Source organism: Agrobacterium sp. V1, assembly GCF_030518355.1.
Taxonomy (GTDB): domain Bacteria; phylum Pseudomonadota; class Alphaproteobacteria; order Rhizobiales; family Rhizobiaceae; genus Agrobacterium; species Agrobacterium cucumeris.
The window spans coordinates 2361629-2377725 of sequence record NZ_JAULSF010000001.1 but is presented as its reverse complement, the minus strand read 5'-3'; the positions used below and the strand labels follow the sequence as shown (position 1 = coordinate 2377725).

Below are 16097 nucleotides of genomic sequence, written 5' to 3'. Positions count from 1 at the left end.
TAAGGGTGTTCGATGGCGGTGTTTAAAAAGACTGGCCGATGCCAGCATAAATGCCGAAACTGTTACCGCCATCATATTTATCAAGCGGCATGGCAACGTCGAGACGCAAAGGCCCGAAGGGCGTTGCGTAACGCAGGCCAATGCCGGCGCCGGCCCGGATATCGGAAAAATCTGGCGCCACATCTTCCGAGACTACACCCGCATCGATGAAAGGTACGATGCCGATCGTATCGGTGACCTTGATGCGGGCTTCCACGGACCCTACCACATAAGAGCGGCCGCCGGTTGCGTCGCCTGCTGCATTATAGGGTGATATTTCCTGATAGCTGTAACCGCGCACCGATCCGCCGCCGCCGGCATAAAAGCGCCGGGTGGTGGGGATGTCCTGCAGGTCGCTGCCGCCGACGAGCACGCCGCCGGAAAGCTTTCCGGCCATGATCAGCCGATCTTTCGCGCCGAGCCCCTTGTAACCGCTGATCGAGCCTTCGAACGACGAGAAGAACGTGCCGTTCAGCGCCTCGTAGCTGGGCTTGGCGGCTATCGAAGCACGAAAACCTTCGGTGGGATTGAGCTTGTCGTCGCGCGTATCGCGAACGAATTCCAGCGGGATGGAGGTCGTCAGATATTCGTTCTTGCCGAAGGCGTCTTCGGTATCGGCCCACTGTACTTCGAGGCCCGCGGCGGCGGTGTCGGTATCGTTGAGCTCATAGGCAAAGCCGGCCGTGCCCGTCACCGTCTTGGCATCGTATGTGTCGGGATGTTCTGTCTTGGCGATCAGGCTTGTCTTGAAGGTGGTGCGCGGGTTGAACATGCCGGGCTTGGTGAAGGTAATGCCAGCCGAATAATCCATGCCTTTGACGCTGGATGCCTCGGCGATGCGCGAGACGGAGCCTTCGATACGCAGCGATTCCGCCTGTCCGAACAGGTTCCGGTGACCCCAGTAACCCTGAAGGCCAATGCCTTCCGTGGTGGAATATTGCGCGCCGACACCGAAATAACGGTGCTTGCCTTCAGACACTTCGATGGTGAGCGGAATGGTGCCATCGCGCGCCAGCGTGCCCGCTTCCTTGATCGTCAGGCTGGAGAAGACGCCCAGCTGGCGCAGCCGGTCCGAGGCCTTGCGCAGCTTTTCCGGCGAATAGGGTTCGCCGCCATTGAGGCGCGAATAACGGCGGATGAAATCACCGTCGACGGTTTTTTCGCCGGTGACGGTGACTTCGCCCAGCGGCGCAACAGGCCCACCTTCAGCTGCCATCGTGATGTCGACCGTGTTCGTCGCGTGATTGGCGACCGCCTCGCGCTTCGTCAGCTTTGCGAGCGGCCGGCCTTCCGCCTTCAGATCGTCGATCAGCTTGTTGCCGGCGCGGATGATCGCCAGAGACCCGGCATCGCCGCCGGTGACGAGGCCGTATTCCTCGAGGTTACGGCCCGTCACGTCACCTTCGAGCCGGACGCTGCCGAGCGTGAATTTCGGCCCTGGCGTCACCGTTATGACCACCGGTACGGGTGCGCTGTGATCAAAGACGGGATTGGGCGGCAGGGCATCTACATCCCTGCCCGCGACGGTGACCTTGACGATGCCGCCGTAACGGGCGTTTTCATAAAGCGCGGCGATCAGCCTGTCCCTGTCGTCTCTCGCCTTTATCAGAAGGCCGAGATCGCCGGAGGCGGGCTTGTCCTTGTCGGCGAGAAGAAGCGAGCTGTTTTCAAGGCTGCCTTTCAACGACTTGTCTGCATCACCTGCATCAAGTGTCACGGCGTATTTGACGGGATTGATAACCTCGACCTCGGGTTCTTCCGAACCCCAGAGGCGCATGCCGAACAGTTTGAAGGCAAAGGCGTCACGGGTAAACACCGGATACAGGGCGAACGTGAAAGCAACCGCAAGTGCGGTGCCAGCTTTCCGATACGCAATACCTGTCTTCGGCTTAGTTCGTGTTCTTTGCATAAGCTGCTTTATGGTTGAGCATTTATTTTGGCTCCAACCCGTTTCCTGTCCGTTAACATTGCAATTTAATCATAAATAAACGGCGTTGAGGACCCTTTGGCTTGCGTTTTGCCGGCCTTAACGCAAAAAGCCCCGGGTGACCGGGGCTTCTGTGCAACGGTATTTCGCAATGCGATTAACGGCAACGCGCCGTGTAACGCTGACCGTACTGGTCGCGATAATAGCAATAGCCCGGCTCGGAAGCATTGCCGATCAAGGCACCGCCTACGCCGCCGATGGCTGCACCCACTGCCGCGCCACGAACATTGCCCGTGATAGCGCCGCCAAGAACCGCACCGGAAACGGCACCGATCGAAGCACCCTTTTCGGTCTGCGTGCAGCTTGCAAGCGACAGGCCGACCAGCGCAAATATGATTGCCTTTTTCATGAAACTCTCTCCAACGTTACAATGAGCTCTTCGGCTCGGTAGGCGTCCCATATTTATCTGCGGCGACTGCTACCTCCGACCGCCACAGATAACTAACAATTCGATGCCGTTAAGGGAAGCCTCATGTTTCGGGGATTCCTCCGCGCGTAAATCGATTGCGTGCCAGACAACGGCGCTACGCGAAAAAGGTTCCAAAATTCGTGGTTTTTTGATGTGAATCAATTTTGTACTTTTCATCGGCGGCTATAAACGGTTTATTGGAATGGTTCAAAACAACGGCGAATTGACGCAGACGCGGTTAAAGTGGCCCAAAAGGGTTGACGGTCCCGGTGTCGGAGCGGAAAACGGTCTGGTCAATTCTGGAGCATGGCATGGACTTCGAGGCATTTTTCACGACGGAACTGCAAAGCCTGCATTCTGAGGGACGTTATCGCGTTTTTGCGGATATCGAACGCCAGCAGGGCAATTTTCCCCGCGCGACACGGTATAACGCTAATGGCGAGCGCAAGGACGTAACGGTCTGGTGCTCCAACGACTATCTCGGCATGGGCCAGAACCCGAAAGTCATCGAAGCCATGAAAGCGGCGATCGATCACTGTGGCGCGGGTGCGGGAGGCACCCGGAATATTTCTGGTACCAACCATTATCACGTCCTTCTTGAACAGGAACTTGCCGATCTGCACGGCAAGGAATCGGCGCTGATCTTCACCTCGGGTTATGTGTCCAACTGGGCAACACTTGGCACACTCGGTCAGAAGATTCCGGGCCTCATCATTTTCTCCGATGCGCTGAACCATGCTTCGATGATCGAGGGCATTCGTTATGGCCGTTGCGAGCGGGTGATCTGGAAGCACAACGATCTTGAAGATCTCGAGGCAAAGCTCAAGGCTGCCGATCCGAACGCGCCGAAGCTCATCGCCTTTGAATCCGTCTATTCGATGGATGGCGATATCGCGCCGATCAAGGAAATCTGTGACCTGGCCGACCGTTATGGCGCCATGACCTATCTCGATGAAGTTCACGCCGTTGGCATGTATGGTCCGCGCGGTGGCGGTATTGCCGAGCGCGAAGGCTTGATGGATCGCCTGACGATCATCGAGGGAACGCTTGGCAAGGCCTTCGGCGTCATGGGCGGCTATATTACCGGTTCTACGGCGGTCTGCGATTTCATCCGCTCCTTCGCCTCCGGCTTCATCTTCACCACGGCCCTGCCGCCGTCGCTTGCCGCCGGTGCCATTGCTTCGATCCAGCATCTGAAGGCAAGCCCCTTCGAGCGCGCCCGCCATCAGGACCGGGTTCGCAAGCTGCGCGGGCTTCTCGATGCTCGCGGTATTCCGCATATGGATAATCCGAGCCACATCGTACCTGTCATGGTGGGCGATGCCGCCAAGTGCAAATGGATTTCGGATATTCTGCTCGACAGTCACGGTGTCTATGTGCAGCCGATCAATTACCCGACCGTGCCGCGCAAGACAGAACGTCTGCGCATTACCCCGACGCCGCTGCATACCGATGCCGATATCGAGCAGCTGGTCGGTGCGCTGCATCAGCTCTGGTCGCATTGCGCACTGGCGCGGGCGGTGGCGTGAGGCCTTAATTCAAATAAAAGCAGATCGGGCCGCGTTTACGCGGCCTTTTCTTTGGTGGAGATCAATTCACGGGCGTGGCGTCGGGCTTCCTCATCCGCTGCGAAGACATCTTCCATCGTGGCGGCTGAGCGGCCGTCATGCATGCGGTCCATGACCGTTTCGACGATTTCGGCCATGTCGAGGAAGCCGATGCCGCCCGCGACGAAGGCATGAAAGGCGGTTTCTTCCGCTGCGTTCAGGGCGGCACCCTGCAGACCGCCACGCTCCAGCGCCATACGGGCGAGCCGCAGCGCGGGGAAGCGGGTTTCATCCGGCGCCTCGAAATCGAGCCGCGCCAGTTTTGCGAAATCCAGCCGCTCAACGTTCAGATTGCCGCGCTGAGGATAGGTAAGAGCATAGGAAATGGCGGTGCGCATGTCGGGAGAGCCGAGCTGGGCGATATAGGAACCGTCGCTGTAACCGACCATCGAATGCACGATCGATTGCGGATGGACGATCACCTCCACCTGATCGGGCCGGAGATCGAAGAGGTATTTCGCCTCGATCATTTCCAGCCCCTTGTTGAACATGGAGGCGCTGCCGATGGAGACCTTCAGCCCCATCGACCAGTTGGGATGGGCGCGGGCAATATCGGCCGTGACATTGGCCATCTCATCGCGTGACCAGGTGCGGAATGGTCCGCCGGAGGCCGTCAGCACGATGCGCTCCACCGCTTGTTTGTGATCGCCCGTCAGGCACTGGAAGATCGCGCTGTGTTCGCTATCGACCGGGATCAGCCTGCCGCCGCCCTGTTTGACCGTGCGTAGAAAAACATCACCGGCTGAAACGAGGCATTCCTTGTTGGCAAGGGCGATATCGGCGCCACGCCGGGCGGCTGTCAGCGTCGGGGCAAGGCCGGGCGTCCCGGCAATCGCCGCCATCACCCAGCCGGCATCCATCGACGCCGCTTCTTCAAGGCCGGATTTGCCAGCCGCAACTTTTATGCCGGTGCCGGCAAGGGCGGCTTTCAATTCTTCATATTTGTCATCTTCGGCCGTCACCACCATCTGTGCGCCGAATTGACGCGCCTGCTCTGCCAGAAGTGCGATGTTTCCCGCGCCGGTTAGCGCCATGATCTGGAATTGCTCGCGGCCGCCCAACTGATGCACGACATCCAGCGTGCTGGTGCCGATCGAACCGGTGGAACCCAATATCGTCAGTTTGCGTGGCATTTCACTGGCATTCGTCATCTTCGGTCCGTCAGTATCGTGCGGTTCGCACCTTTTGGAGCATGTCATTCTTGCGAAACCGCTGCGCAGTTTCGGTGACATGCATTAGCCTCTACTCGTGAAAATCAACCATAACAAGGATAAAGCCCGGCTATTGTTTCTGCGGATGGCAAAGCCATATGCAAGAAAAACGATGAGAGGACTTAGATGCGACGTTTCCTGGTTTCCAGCGGATGGATTTTTGCGGCAAGCCTTGTGCTGGTGCTGGTCTTTATTCCTCTCGATCCACGTCTTTCCGAAAGCGCACAGGCCCTGCCCGGAACGATCGTCTCCTTCAATCGCGCCATCACCGATTTCGGAACCTTCAGCTGGATGCTCTATTCCACGGGCGCCCTAGCCATTCTTGCCTATGTCGGCGCACGGGTTTTGCAGGCGCAGACCTATGCCGGGCGCTTGAGAACCGCGTGGCGGCTTCTCGCCTATTTTTTCCTGACGATCGGAACGGCAAGCATTCTCGTCCATACGCTGAAATTCCTGATCGGACGGGCGCGGCCGGAGCTTTTCCTGGAAATGGGCGCCTATAGCCTCACCCCGTTTACCGGGGATAATCTCTATGAGAGCTTTCCTTCCGGCCATTCGACCGCTGCCGGCGCGTTTTTCGGTGTTTTTGCGATGCTGATGCCGCGCTTCCGCTGGGCCTTTCTTTTGTTCGCCCTTGTCATTGGCGTTTCGCGTGTCATCGTTGGCGCGCATTATCCAAGCGACGTTGCCGCCGGGCTGCTGCTCGGCATGTGGACGGCCATGGCCTTCGCTTTTATTTTCGCCCGGTCCGAAATGCTGTTTCGGTTCGATGCCTATGGCTGGCCGCAGCCGAAAAATGCAAATCTTCCGGTAGCGGATCCGCGATAGGGACGTTGAACGGGGCGGAAACGGAGAGATGTGATGGAAGAAGCGAAAGTCGCGCCGGAAAATGACGGTAAGGCGGTTCAACACATCCGCACCTCCGTTGCCATTGCCGGTGGAGGCCCGGCGGGTGTGATGCTTGGCCTGCTGCTTGCCCGCAGCGGTATCGATGTGACGGTGGTCGAGAAACATGGGGATTTCCTGCGCGATTTTCGCGGCGACACCATCCACCCGTCCACGCTCGAACTGATGGAGCAGCTGGGTTTCATCGACGAGTTTCTCAGCCTGCCGCATACCCGTGCGCCACGGCTGAACGCGGTTATCGGCGGCGAGCGTATCACGATCGCGGATTTTTCCCGGCTGCCGGTCCGTCATCGTTTCATCGCCTTCATGCCGCAATGGGATTTTCTCAATTTCATCGTCGGCAAGGCCGGGCAATATGAGAACTTCCGGCTGCTGATGAATGCGCCGGTCACCGGCCTGATCGAGCGAGACGGGCGTGTCGGTGGTCTGATCGTCAATACAGCGGATGGTGTGATCGAGATCGCCGCCGATCTGGTGGTGGGCGCGGATGGCCGCACTTCCATCGTCCGGGAAGCGGCGGGGCTGGAAATCCAGCGGTTCGGTATTCCGACCGAGGTGCTGTGGATGCGCCTTTCAAAACAGCCGGGCGATTCGACCGAAACCATGGGTCATGTCGGCTCGCGACAGGGTTTCGTGATGATCAACCGCGGCGATTACTGGCAATGCGGTTATGTGGTTCGCAAGGGCTTTTTCGCGGACATAAAGCTGCAGGGACTTGAGGCGTTCAGGGAGAGGGTGGCGGAAATCTGCCCGTTCCCGCGCGAGAGGCTGGACGAGCTTACCAGCTGGGACGACGTGCATCTCCTGACCGTTCGCATCGACCGGCTGAAGCGCTGGTGGAAGCCCGGCCTGATCTGCATCGGGGACGCTGCCCATGCCATGTCCCCAGTTGGCGGTGTCGGCGTCAATCTGGCCGTTCAGGATGCCGTTGCTGCGGCCAATGTACTCGTGCCGGTATTTTTATCCGGCCGGCCCGTTGGTGACGATGATCTTGCCGCAATCGAGAAACGACGATCCTTCCCGACCAAGGCCACGCAATTTCTGCAGCGAATGATGCGCATCGGCCGCAAGAAGGGGCAGGCGGCGGAGGCGGAAAAGCCGAAAGGTCCGCCGGCGCTTGTGCTGGCGCTCATGCGATTTCCGCTTCTTGCCCATTTGACTGGGCGGCTGGTCGGGCTGGGCTTTCGCCGGGAAAAGATCGAGACGTAAGGCCGCTCAGGCAGGGACGGCGATTTCCTTCTCGTATTTCAGTCCGATGACGGCTGAACCGATCAGCCCCGGCTCGATCCGGCAAATGGCAGGCACGACCAGCGGGCGGTTGAAACGCCGGAGAACGCGGCCCCTGACCGCTTCGTCCAGAGCGGCCAGAAGCTCTCTCGAATTCGAAAGCCCGCCGCCGACAGGCACGATGGTTGCGCCGGTGACGTTGATCACCATAGCGAGTGGCGAGGCGAGAATATCAACGAGAATATCGATGGTTCTTGCGGCCTGCGCATCGCCCGCCTGCCAGGCGGAGATGATGTCCTCGCTGGTCATATCCTGCTGGTGAAGATGCAGATGCAGCTTTTCCATGCCACGGGCGCTGCCGATGGCATCAATGCAACCGGTGAGGCCGCAGCCGCACTCAAAACGCGGCAGTGCTACCGGCGGATTGCCGGCCAGGGTCGCGGCCACCGGCCCGTGTCCCCATTCGCCGGCGAAGCCGCCATCGCTGTTGATGAGCCTGCCATCGATGACCAGCCCGCCGCCGACACCCGTCCCGAGAATGACGCCGAAGACGACGCGATGGCCCTGTCCGGAGCCGATTTCCGATTCGGCGATCACGAAACAATCGGCATCATTTGATACGATGACGGGAAGGTTTAGCGCCTTTTCCAACTCGTCCTTCAGCACCCTGCCATGGATGCTCTGAATATTGGCAACGGTGGCCTTGCCGGTTTCGGGATCGATGACGCCGGCAATCGACAGCGACACGCAGGCGGGTGTGCCGCCGCTATTGTCGATGACGGATTTGAGGCCGGCCGCGAAGTCCTCGAAACTGGTTTTCGGTGTCGGTATGCGCGGCACGGGGCGAATATCATCCGGGGCATAAGCAATGGCCCCCTTGATGGTCGTTCCGCCAATATCGAAACAAACGATCATTGTTCAGGCTCCGGAACGCGCGGCATCGTGGATTTTTTCTCCGCCGATCCATGTGGAATGCATTTGAAGGTCAGGTGTCAGCACGACGAAATCCGCATCGGAACCGGGCAGGAGTTTCCCCTTGGCCGCCGCACCGATGGCTTCTGCTGGATAAGCGGAGGCCATTCTCAAGGCCTCCTCCAGCGGCGTGTCCATCTTCTCATGCATGAAGCGGATGCAGGACAGCATATCGATATCCGCCCCCGCCAGCGTGCCATCGGCAAGCGTCAGGCGTCCGCCATTGCGATAGACGCGCCGGCCGTTCAGTTCAAAGCCGTCATCATCCGTGCCGATTGTGGACATGGCATCGGTGACAAGGAAGATGCGGGCCGGGCCGTTCTTGGCGCGCAGCGCAATGCCGATCGCGGCTGGATCGACATGGAAACCATCGGCGATCAGCCCGCAATCCAGTTTTCCGTTCGAGAGTGCGGCTCCCACCAGCCCCGGTTCACGATGGCCAAGCGGACTCATGGCGTTGAAGAGATGGGTCACCATGGAAGCGCCGGCATCAGCATAGGCCGTCGCCACATCGAGGCCTGTGTCGGTGTGGCCGAGGCTGACGACGATGCCGGCTTTTCGGAGCGCTGCAACCTGCTCCTTGGTCACGTTTTCCGGGGCAATGGTGGTCAGCACGAAGGAAAGTTCGGCCTTGCAACGGGTCAGAACCTCAAGATCGGTTGTCTCCATCTTGCGGATCAGCGCCGGATCATGGGTGCCCTTGCGTGCGACGGAAAGATGCGGACCCTCGAAATGCAGGCCGAGGAAACCCGGCACATTTGCTTTGCCGGCGGCGATACCCGCCTGTGCTGCTTTGGAGGTCACATCCGGCCGGTCGGTGATGAGCGTGACCATCAGCGCCGTGGTGCCGAATTTTGCGTGGGCGGAGCATATCCGGGCGATGCCATTCACATCCGGCTGGTTGTTGAACATCACCCCGCCGCCGCCATTGACCTGAAGGTCTATGAAGCCCGGCGCGATCAGCAACCCGTTCGCATCAATCACTTCGGCTTCGGCAGGCACCTTGTCTGAGATGTCGGTGACATGTCCGTCACTGGTCAGCAGTACCTTGCCATCATGCCAGGCGGCGCCATCGAAAATGCGGGCGCCGACAAATGCCTTTATGCCACTCATTGGGTTTCCGTTACCTTCTTCAATGCCACCGGTGCATCCGGGTTGAAGCCGCGCGCGCGCGACAATTGCTCGATGAAGCCGTAAAACGGTGCGATCAGCAACAGGGCATCGGTCAGCGGGTGGTTGGTCTCGACGAAGGGCAGGGGCTTGGCCGGGCTGCCTTTTGCGGATGTGACGAAAACATTTGCGCCCTTATGGGCAAGATTTGCGGCGATATCCGTCACCGAAGTCTCGGCGCGGTCGCGTGCGGCAAAGGCGATGACCGGGAATTTCGGTGCGACCAGCGAGACCGGGCCATGCATGACCTCCGCCGACGAATAGGCTTCGGCATGCAGTTCGCAGGTTTCCTTGCATTTCAGCGCGGCTTCTGCGGCAATGGCAAGGGCAGGGCCACGGCCCAGCATATAAAGCGATTCTTCGCCCTTCACCGCCTCGGCGATCTGGCTCCAGTCGAGCGCAACGGCTCTTGCGAAATTCTGCGGCAGGGCGCTGACGGCCTTGGCGAGCAGGTTGTCTTCCGTCCATTCGGCAAGGATTGCGAGGCCAGCAACGATGGAGTTGACGAAGGATTTGGTGGCGGCAACAGCCTTTTCCGGTCCTGCCTGGATGTCGATGGCCTGATTGGCTGCATTGCCAAGCGGAGAGGGCAAGGTGTTGACGAGAGAGACGGTGAGTGCACCGCCCTTGCGGGCACTTTCCGCCAGGGCAACAATATCAGGGCTTTTGCCGGACTGAGACACGGCGAAGGCCGCCGCCCGTTCCAGCCGCAGTTTCGTCTGGTAGATGGAGGCGAGTGAGGGCCCAAGCGACGCAACCGGCAGCCCGGTCTGCAATTCGATCGCATATTTCAGGAAGTGCGCGGCGTGGTCGGAAGAACCCCGCGCAATTGTGACGATAACGGCTGGATCGCGGGCCTTCAGCTGGCTGCCAGCTTCCTGAAAATCATTTTTCGCATTGTCCAGCAGACGGGCGACGGCATCGGGAATCTCGTTGATTTCCTGGCGCATCAGGGTTGTCATCGTTTCGTGTCCTTGATCGGTGTGTTTCACTCTGAGGTCATCGTCAATTCGGCGACGAGGTCATAGGCGTCGCTGCGGTAAAGGGCGCGGGATATTTCCATGAGCCGCCCGCTTTCCAGATAGGCCATGCGCTGAACGGACAGCGCGGCGGAGCCCGGCGGAACGCCCAGCAGCAGCGTTTCCTCATCCGTGAGATTACGGGCGGAAATGCGCTGAATGGCACGGACGGGGCGAATGCCGTTTTTCTCAAGCTCCAGATAAAGCGAGTTCTCGACCAGCTGCGGGTCGGGCAAGAGATCACCGGGCAGGCTCGTCACTTCGAGCGCAATCGGCTGGTCATTGGCAAGGCGCAGACGGGTAAGCCGCGCCACCATGGCGGATTGGGAAAGGCCGAGCGCCATCATCTCGTCGCCGGTCGGATAGAACAGACCCCTGTCCAGCCAGCGCGTGCTTGCGGCCATTCCCCGCCGGCGCATGTCTTCCGTAAACGAGGTAAGCTTGGTGAGTGGCTGTTGCATGCGGGTGATGGGCTTGACGACGAAGGTGCCGGAGCCGTGCCTGCGGACCAGCAGGCCGTCACGCACCAGATCATCCACCGCCTTGCGCACCGTAACGCGGCTCACACCGGCGCTTTCGGCAATGTCACGCTCGGGCGGCAGGGCGTCGCCATGTTTCAGGCGGCCGCCATTGATGGCGTCTTCAATCGTCTGACGCAGTTTCAGGTAGAGCGGGCCGCCGCCTCCCGATTGCAGGTCATCCAGATTAAGCACTGCCCCGTTCATCCATAACCTCTGTCGCACCTAATGTGCCAATTCTGGCTATACCATACGCGCCATAATCGGCAATACCAAAATAGAACCATTAACGAATTTGTACGATTAATAAGGGTTTTATTCGATAGTTTGCCGAATAATGAGGCCTTATGCATGAAATTCATCCATTAACCAAAAAAATTTTCCGGTTGCAGATATTGCTCTAGACGATTGGCATTTTTTTGGTATTGTTTTCGCAACGGTGATCGGTGGCGCCCTGTTGCGCATCCGTATCGCTGGGAAAAATCGGCTTCCGGCCCTGGGTTGGGCGTGCGAAATCGAATTTAACTTGACCGTCGTGAAAATTAATTTCATCGTGGCAGGCAATTATCGCAGATAACTGAATGGCCAACGTAGAAATGGTCGCTTCTGCGAAAATGAATTACGAATGAACAGGGAACAAGTTCATGAAAGTGGGAATTATCGGACTCGGATTCCGTCTCGGTTATCTGGGCTACGTTTTTCATGAAATCGACAAGGATTTCGAGATCGTCGGTTATGTCGATCCCGCACCGGCTGGTCTGCCGGGTCTGCAGGAAAAGGGCATTTCGGTCGGCAAGGCGTATGACAGCCCCGAGGAGCTGATCGCCAACGAAAAATTCGATCTTCTGATGATCGGTTCGCCGAACCATATGCATCTGGAGCATATCCGCCTCGGGCTCGAAGCCGGTTGCACCATCTTCAGTGAAAAGCCGATCGTCGTCAGCATCGAGGAGAGCCTTGAGCTTGCCCGATTGCTCAACAAGCATGGCCACGAGCGGCTGCTGGTGGGCCTTGTGCTGCGTTATTCGCCGCTTTACCGCGATCTGCGGGCCGCGCAGGCCGAAGGCAAGCTGGGCGATGTCGTCTCCATCGAGGCCTCGGAACATATTCCGCCCTATCACGGCGCGTTCTTCATGCGTGACTGGCGGCGCTATGAGCATTATTCCGGCTCCTTCATGCTGGAAAAATGCTGCCACGATCTCGATCTTTATAATGGTGTCGTCGGTGCGCGGCCGCGGTTCGTATCGAGCTTCGGTGGCCGCAAGAGCTTCACGCTTGCCAATGCCCCGCAAAATGACGGTATCAATGACATGGAGGTCTACCATCGCAAGCCGAGCGGCTGGATGGGTTCCGAAAAGGTCTTCGACAGCGACGGCGACATCATCGATTACCAGACGGCGATCGTTGAATATGAAAATGGCGCGTCGCTTGCGTTCCATACCAATCTCAACGTTCCCGACGATTTCCGCCGCTTCTGCGTGATCGGCGCCAAGGGCATGGCGGAGGGCGACTTTGTGCGCGGCTTCCTCAACGTGCACAATGCCCGGACCAACGAAAAGACCGTGGCCAAGACCTATTCGGCAGCCACCACCCTCTCGCAGCATTATGGCGCCGACGAGCAGATGGCAGAGGATGTGATCGCCCATATCGTCAAGGGCGAGCCCTTGCCGGTCTCCGCGCTCGATGCGATCGAGGCCGGCATTCTGGCGCTTGCCATGGACGAGGCACGTCACGGCCGCAAGGTGGTGGACCTCAAGCCGGTCTGGGATGAATATGACTTGGCGCTCCATGGGCAGCCAAAATCCTCCGCCGTGAAATCGGCTTAAGGGGGCGCTGCGATGGATGCGAAACGCAGCGCGGTCATCTTCGCCTGGCTTCTTCTTCTGCCGGCGCTTTTATACATCACGGTTATCGTTGCTTATCCGCTCGTCGATACCTTCATCCTGTCGTTTACCGATGCGTCGCTCAGAAAAACGACGAATTGGGTGGGTTTCATCAATTATGAGAAAATCTTCAACGCGACCTTTGCCGATGTCATCACGCGGACCTTTGTCTGGACGTTCTTTTCTGTCTCGATAAAGATGATCATTGGCACATTTGGTGCTGTGCTCCTGAATTCGGCCGTTCCTGGCCGGGCGCTGTTCCGTATCCTGACGATGCCACCATGGATCGTGCCGATGGCTATCGGCATCTTCATGTGGGGCTGGATGTATAACGGCCAGTTCGGCATGATTTCCGGCGTGCTGCAGAATCTCGGTCTGGTAAACGGCCCGGTCGCGTTCCTTGCCTATGGCAACACGGCCTTCTGGGCGACGATCATCACCGACGTGTGGATCGGCGTGCCGATGGTGACGCTTTATCTGCTGGCGGCAATTCAGGCCATCCCGCAGGACCTCTATGAGGCGGCGTGGACGGACGGCGCCAGCCGTGCTTACCGCTTCCGCCGCATCACGTTGCCGCTGATGCTGCCCGCCATGATCACCATGTCGATGATCTCGCTGATTTCGACCTTCAATTCGTTCGATATCATCTGGATCCTGACGCAGGGCGGTCCGACCGGCCAGACGACCACCATGATCATCGATACCTATAAAACGGCGATCGGCTCTTACAAATACGGTGAAGGTGCGGCCCGCGCCGTACTGATCTGCATCTTCCTGTCGATCTTCACCTATTTCTACTTCCGCATCACCAGCCGTATCTCGCAGGAGGCCAGCCGATGACCGACAAAAATGCGATGATCAACCGCTACAGGTGGTATGAAATGGTCGGGATTTATTGCGGCATTGCCGTATTCCTGACCTTCGTGCTGGCGCCCTTCGTGGAAGGTTTTCTGGTTTCGCTGAAACCGCTCAGCCTGCTCTTTTCCTCGCCCTACAAGTTCTGGCCGCAAAACGGGTCCTTCGAGGCCTACCGGACCATGTGGGTCAGCGTTCCCGGTTTTGCCCGGTATGTCTTCAACTCCTTCTTCATCTCGACGATCTCAACCATCATCGTGCTCCTGCTGGTGGTGCCGGCATCCTATGCCTTTGCCCGGTTCCAGTTTCGCGGGCGTGGACAGCTGCTGGGTGCGTTTCTCGCAATCAACATGTTTTCGGGCGCCGTTCTGCTGATCCCGCTTTACCGGCTGATGCGCAACATGGGTGTGCTGAACACCTATCTGGCGATGATCATTCCCGGCGCTGCCTTCCTGATCCCCACCGCGATCTGGCTGCTGCGCACCTATATGCTGCGCATTCCGCGGGAGCTGGAAGAGGCGGCCTATGTGGACGGCGCGAGCTATTTCTACACTTTCCGCCGGGTGATCCTGCCGCTGGCGATGCCGGGCATCGCCGTCGTCTCCATCACCACCTTCATCGGTGCTTACGCCCAGCAGTTCATCTTCGCGCTCACCTTCAATTCCAAGACCGAATATATGCCGCTGCCCATCGGCCTGTTTGCCTATTTCGGTCGTCAGGAAGTCATCTGGAATGAGTTGATGGCGGCCAGCTTCGTCGGCATCGCGCCGGCCATGGTCGTGATCTTCTTCATGCAACGATATCTCGTCAGCGGGCTCACCGCCGGCGCGGTGAAATAAACAACAACCGGAACGACCACCAAAACGGGAGACTAATTATGGCACTGAAACATTACGGATTGGCGCTTTGCGCATTCGCATTTGCCGGTTCCACTGCCCTTACCACGGTGACGGCACATGCCGCCGACAAGGAGATCAGCTGGATCTATTGCGGCGACAAGATGGACCCCATCCATGAAAAATACATCAAGGAATGGGAAGGCAAGAATGCCGGCTTCAAGGTTGTTCCGGAGGTCGTGGGCTGGGCGCAGTGCCAGGACAAGGCAACGACGCTCGCTGCCGCCGGCACCCCGGTCGCCATGGCCTATGTCGGTTCGCGCACGCTGAAGCAGTTCGCGCAGAACGATCTCATCGTTCCGGTGCCGATGACGGAAGACGAAAAGAAGACCTATTACCCCAACATCGTCGACACGGTGACCTTCGAGGACACGCAGTGGGGCGTGCCGGTCGCTTTCTCGACCAAGGCGCTCTACTGGAACAAGGATCTGTTCAAGCAGGCCGGTCTCGACCCGGAAGTGCCGCCGAAGACCTGGGCTGAAGAAATCGCCTTCGCCAAGCAGATCAAGGAAAAGACCGGCATTGCCGGTTATGGCCTGCCCGCCAAGACCTTCGACAACACCATGCACCAGTTCATGCACTGGGTTTATACCAATAACGGCAAGGTCATCGACGGCGACAAGATCACCGTCGACAGCCCGCAGGTCGTTGCAGCCCTCACGGCTTACAAGGACATCACCCCTTATTCCGTCGAAGGTCCCACGGCCTACGAGCAGAACGAAATCCGCGCCATCTTCCTTGATGGCAAGGTTGGCATGATCCAGGCCGGTTCGGGTGCTGCAACCCGCCTGCAGGAAACCAAGATCAACTGGGGCATTGCCACGCTGCCGCTCGGCCCTGAAGCCAAGGGTCCCGGCACGCTGCTCATCACCGACAGCCTTGCGATCTTCAAGGGAACCGGCGTGGAAGAAAAGGCGACCGAATTCGCCAAGTTCATCACTTCGCCCGGCCCGCAGGGCGAATACGAGTTGCAGGGCGGCGCTGGCCTCACCCCGCTGCGTCCGTCGGCCAAGGTTGATGAATTCGTCGCCAAGGACCCCTTCTGGAAGCCGCTGATCGACGGTATCGCCTATGGTGGTCCCGAGCCGCTCTTCACCGACTACAAGGGCTTCCAGGATACGATGATCGAGATGGTGCAGTCTGTCGTTACCGGCAAGGCGACCCCGGAGGATGCCGCGAAGAAGGCCTCCGCCGCGCTCGAGCAGTATAAATAATCCACAATGCGACGGTTGCGGGCGAAGGTCGCCCGCAACCTCATGAATTCGCCGCGAGAATGCCCGCCGCTGTGATGGAACGGGCTTCTCATGTTTTTCAACGGTTCCGGTAAGACGCGGTTTTCCCCATGTCTCGGAACGTCTCTGAACGCAGCCTGATGTCGGCTGGTGACGGGAGAGGCAA

14 protein-coding genes are annotated in these 16097 nt (G+C 58.7%); 7 read left to right on the top strand and 7 right to left on the bottom strand.

The window, feature by feature from the left end; all coding sequences use genetic code 11:
- Positions 1-22: 22 nt before the first annotated feature.
- Both QSV77_RS11510 and QSV77_RS11505 read right to left on the bottom strand, forming a co-directional pair.
- Positions 23-1948 (bottom strand): autotransporter assembly complex family protein, encoded by a 1926-nt coding sequence (locus QSV77_RS11510; RefSeq protein WP_302733568.1) that lies wholly within the window; start codon positions 1946-1948, stop codon positions 23-25.
- A 175-nt stretch (positions 1949-2123) separates the two neighbouring features.
- Entirely contained in the window at positions 2124-2375 is a 252-nt protein-coding gene (locus QSV77_RS11505; protein WP_003492347.1) for a YMGG-like glycine zipper-containing protein, read from the bottom strand.
- A gap of 371 nt (positions 2376-2746) precedes the next feature.
- Between QSV77_RS11505 and hemA the strand changes: the two genes are divergently transcribed.
- Entirely contained in the window at positions 2747-3964 is a 1218-nt protein-coding gene (gene hemA / locus QSV77_RS11500; protein ID WP_142842313.1) for a 5-aminolevulinate synthase, read from the top strand.
- 35 nt (positions 3965-3999) lie between these two features.
- Here the strand turns inward: hemA and QSV77_RS11495 are convergent, their stop codons facing one another.
- A complete protein-coding gene (locus QSV77_RS11495; protein ID WP_302733565.1) occupies positions 4000-5193 on the bottom strand; it encodes a 1-deoxy-D-xylulose-5-phosphate reductoisomerase in 1194 nt (397 codons plus the stop codon).
- Positions 5194-5379: 186 nt separating this feature from the next.
- Here QSV77_RS11495 and QSV77_RS11490 point away from each other — a divergent pair, with 186 nt between their 5' ends.
- Positions 5380-6081: a phosphatase PAP2 family protein gene (locus QSV77_RS11490; RefSeq protein ID WP_302733564.1), complete on the top strand. Its 702-nt coding sequence runs from the start codon at positions 5380-5382 to the stop codon at positions 6079-6081.
- Between the two features lie 33 nt (positions 6082-6114).
- Entirely contained in the window at positions 6115-7368 is a 1254-nt protein-coding gene (locus QSV77_RS11485) for an FAD-dependent oxidoreductase (protein ID WP_302733563.1), read from the top strand.
- A 6-nt stretch (positions 7369-7374) separates the two neighbouring features.
- Here QSV77_RS11485 and QSV77_RS11480 read toward each other — a convergent pair whose 3' ends face one another.
- From QSV77_RS11480 to QSV77_RS11465, 4 genes are read right to left on the bottom strand one after another with little or no spacing between them, the layout of a single operon-like run.
- The gene (locus tag QSV77_RS11480) at positions 7375-8301 is read right to left on the bottom strand and encodes an ROK family protein (RefSeq protein WP_302733562.1); all 927 of its coding nucleotides are present in this window, start codon (positions 8299-8301) and stop codon (positions 7375-7377) included.
- 3 nt (positions 8302-8304) lie between these two features.
- The gene (gene nagA, locus QSV77_RS11475; RefSeq protein ID WP_302733561.1) at positions 8305-9471 is read right to left on the bottom strand and encodes an N-acetylglucosamine-6-phosphate deacetylase; all 1167 of its coding nucleotides are present in this window, start codon (positions 9469-9471) and stop codon (positions 8305-8307) included.
- Positions 9468-10490 carry an SIS domain-containing protein gene (locus tag QSV77_RS11470; RefSeq protein ID WP_142842319.1) on the bottom strand — a complete coding sequence of 341 codons (1023 nt, stop codon included), beginning with the start codon at positions 10488-10490 and terminating at the stop codon, positions 9468-9470. The genes nagA and QSV77_RS11470 overlap by 4 nt, the downstream gene beginning before the upstream one ends.
- 26 nt (positions 10491-10516) lie before the next feature.
- Positions 10517-11272 carry a GntR family transcriptional regulator gene (locus QSV77_RS11465; protein ID WP_142842320.1) on the bottom strand — a complete coding sequence of 252 codons (756 nt, stop codon included), beginning with the start codon at positions 11270-11272 and terminating at the stop codon, positions 10517-10519.
- Positions 11273-11709: 437 nt separating this feature from the next.
- Between QSV77_RS11465 and QSV77_RS11460 the strand changes: the two genes are divergently transcribed.
- From QSV77_RS11460 to QSV77_RS11445, 4 genes are read left to right on the top strand one after another with little or no spacing between them, the layout of a single operon-like run.
- On the top strand, positions 11710-12891 hold the full coding sequence (locus QSV77_RS11460) for a Gfo/Idh/MocA family protein (protein ID WP_142842322.1): 1182 nt from the start codon (positions 11710-11712) through the stop codon (positions 12889-12891).
- A gap of 12 nt (positions 12892-12903) precedes the next feature.
- Positions 12904-13788: a carbohydrate ABC transporter permease gene (locus tag QSV77_RS11455; protein WP_052818771.1), complete on the top strand. Its 885-nt coding sequence runs from the start codon at positions 12904-12906 to the stop codon at positions 13786-13788.
- Entirely contained in the window at positions 13785-14642 is an 858-nt protein-coding gene (locus QSV77_RS11450; protein WP_052818772.1) for a carbohydrate ABC transporter permease, read from the top strand. Before QSV77_RS11455 ends, QSV77_RS11450 begins: the two co-directional genes overlap by 4 nt.
- A gap of 38 nt (positions 14643-14680) precedes the next feature.
- Positions 14681-15913, top strand: a complete 1233-nt coding sequence (locus QSV77_RS11445) for an ABC transporter substrate-binding protein (protein ID WP_142842324.1) — start codon at positions 14681-14683, stop codon at positions 15911-15913.
- The last annotated feature ends 184 nt before the right edge of the window (positions 15914-16097 follow it).

Excerpts from the sequence above, each read along its gene's own strand:
- QSV77_RS11450 (WP_052818772.1), top strand. The coding sequence starts at position 13,785 with ATGACCGACAAAAATGCGATGATCAACCGCTACAGGTGGTATGAAATG.
- QSV77_RS11460 (WP_142842322.1), top strand. The coding sequence starts at position 11,710 with ATGAAAGTGGGAATTATCGGACTCGGATTCCGTCTCGGTTATCTGGGC.
- hemA (WP_142842313.1), top strand. The coding sequence starts at position 2,747 with ATGGACTTCGAGGCATTTTTCACGACGGAACTGCAAAGCCTGCATTCT.
- QSV77_RS11445 (WP_142842324.1), top strand. The coding sequence starts at position 14,681 with ATGGCACTGAAACATTACGGATTGGCGCTTTGCGCATTCGCATTTGCC.
- QSV77_RS11510 (WP_302733568.1), bottom strand. The coding sequence starts at position 1,948 with ATGCAAAGAACACGAACTAAGCCGAAGACAGGTATTGCGTATCGGAAA.
- QSV77_RS11465 (WP_142842320.1), bottom strand. The coding sequence starts at position 11,272 with ATGAACGGGGCAGTGCTTAATCTGGATGACCTGCAATCGGGAGGCGGC.
- QSV77_RS11505 (WP_003492347.1), bottom strand. The coding sequence starts at position 2,375 with ATGAAAAAGGCAATCATATTTGCGCTGGTCGGCCTGTCGCTTGCAAGC.
- QSV77_RS11490 (WP_302733564.1), top strand. The coding sequence starts at position 5,380 with ATGCGACGTTTCCTGGTTTCCAGCGGATGGATTTTTGCGGCAAGCCTT.
- QSV77_RS11495 (WP_302733565.1), bottom strand. The coding sequence starts at position 5,193 with ATGACGAATGCCAGTGAAATGCCACGCAAACTGACGATATTGGGTTCC.
- QSV77_RS11470 (WP_142842319.1), bottom strand. The coding sequence starts at position 10,490 with ATGACAACCCTGATGCGCCAGGAAATCAACGAGATTCCCGATGCCGTC.
- QSV77_RS11455 (WP_052818771.1), top strand. The coding sequence starts at position 12,904 with ATGGATGCGAAACGCAGCGCGGTCATCTTCGCCTGGCTTCTTCTTCTG.
- nagA (WP_302733561.1), bottom strand. The coding sequence starts at position 9,471 with ATGAGTGGCATAAAGGCATTTGTCGGCGCCCGCATTTTCGATGGCGCC.
- QSV77_RS11480 (WP_302733562.1), bottom strand. The coding sequence starts at position 8,301 with ATGATCGTTTGTTTCGATATTGGCGGAACGACCATCAAGGGGGCCATT.
- QSV77_RS11485 (WP_302733563.1), top strand. The coding sequence starts at position 6,115 with ATGGAAGAAGCGAAAGTCGCGCCGGAAAATGACGGTAAGGCGGTTCAA.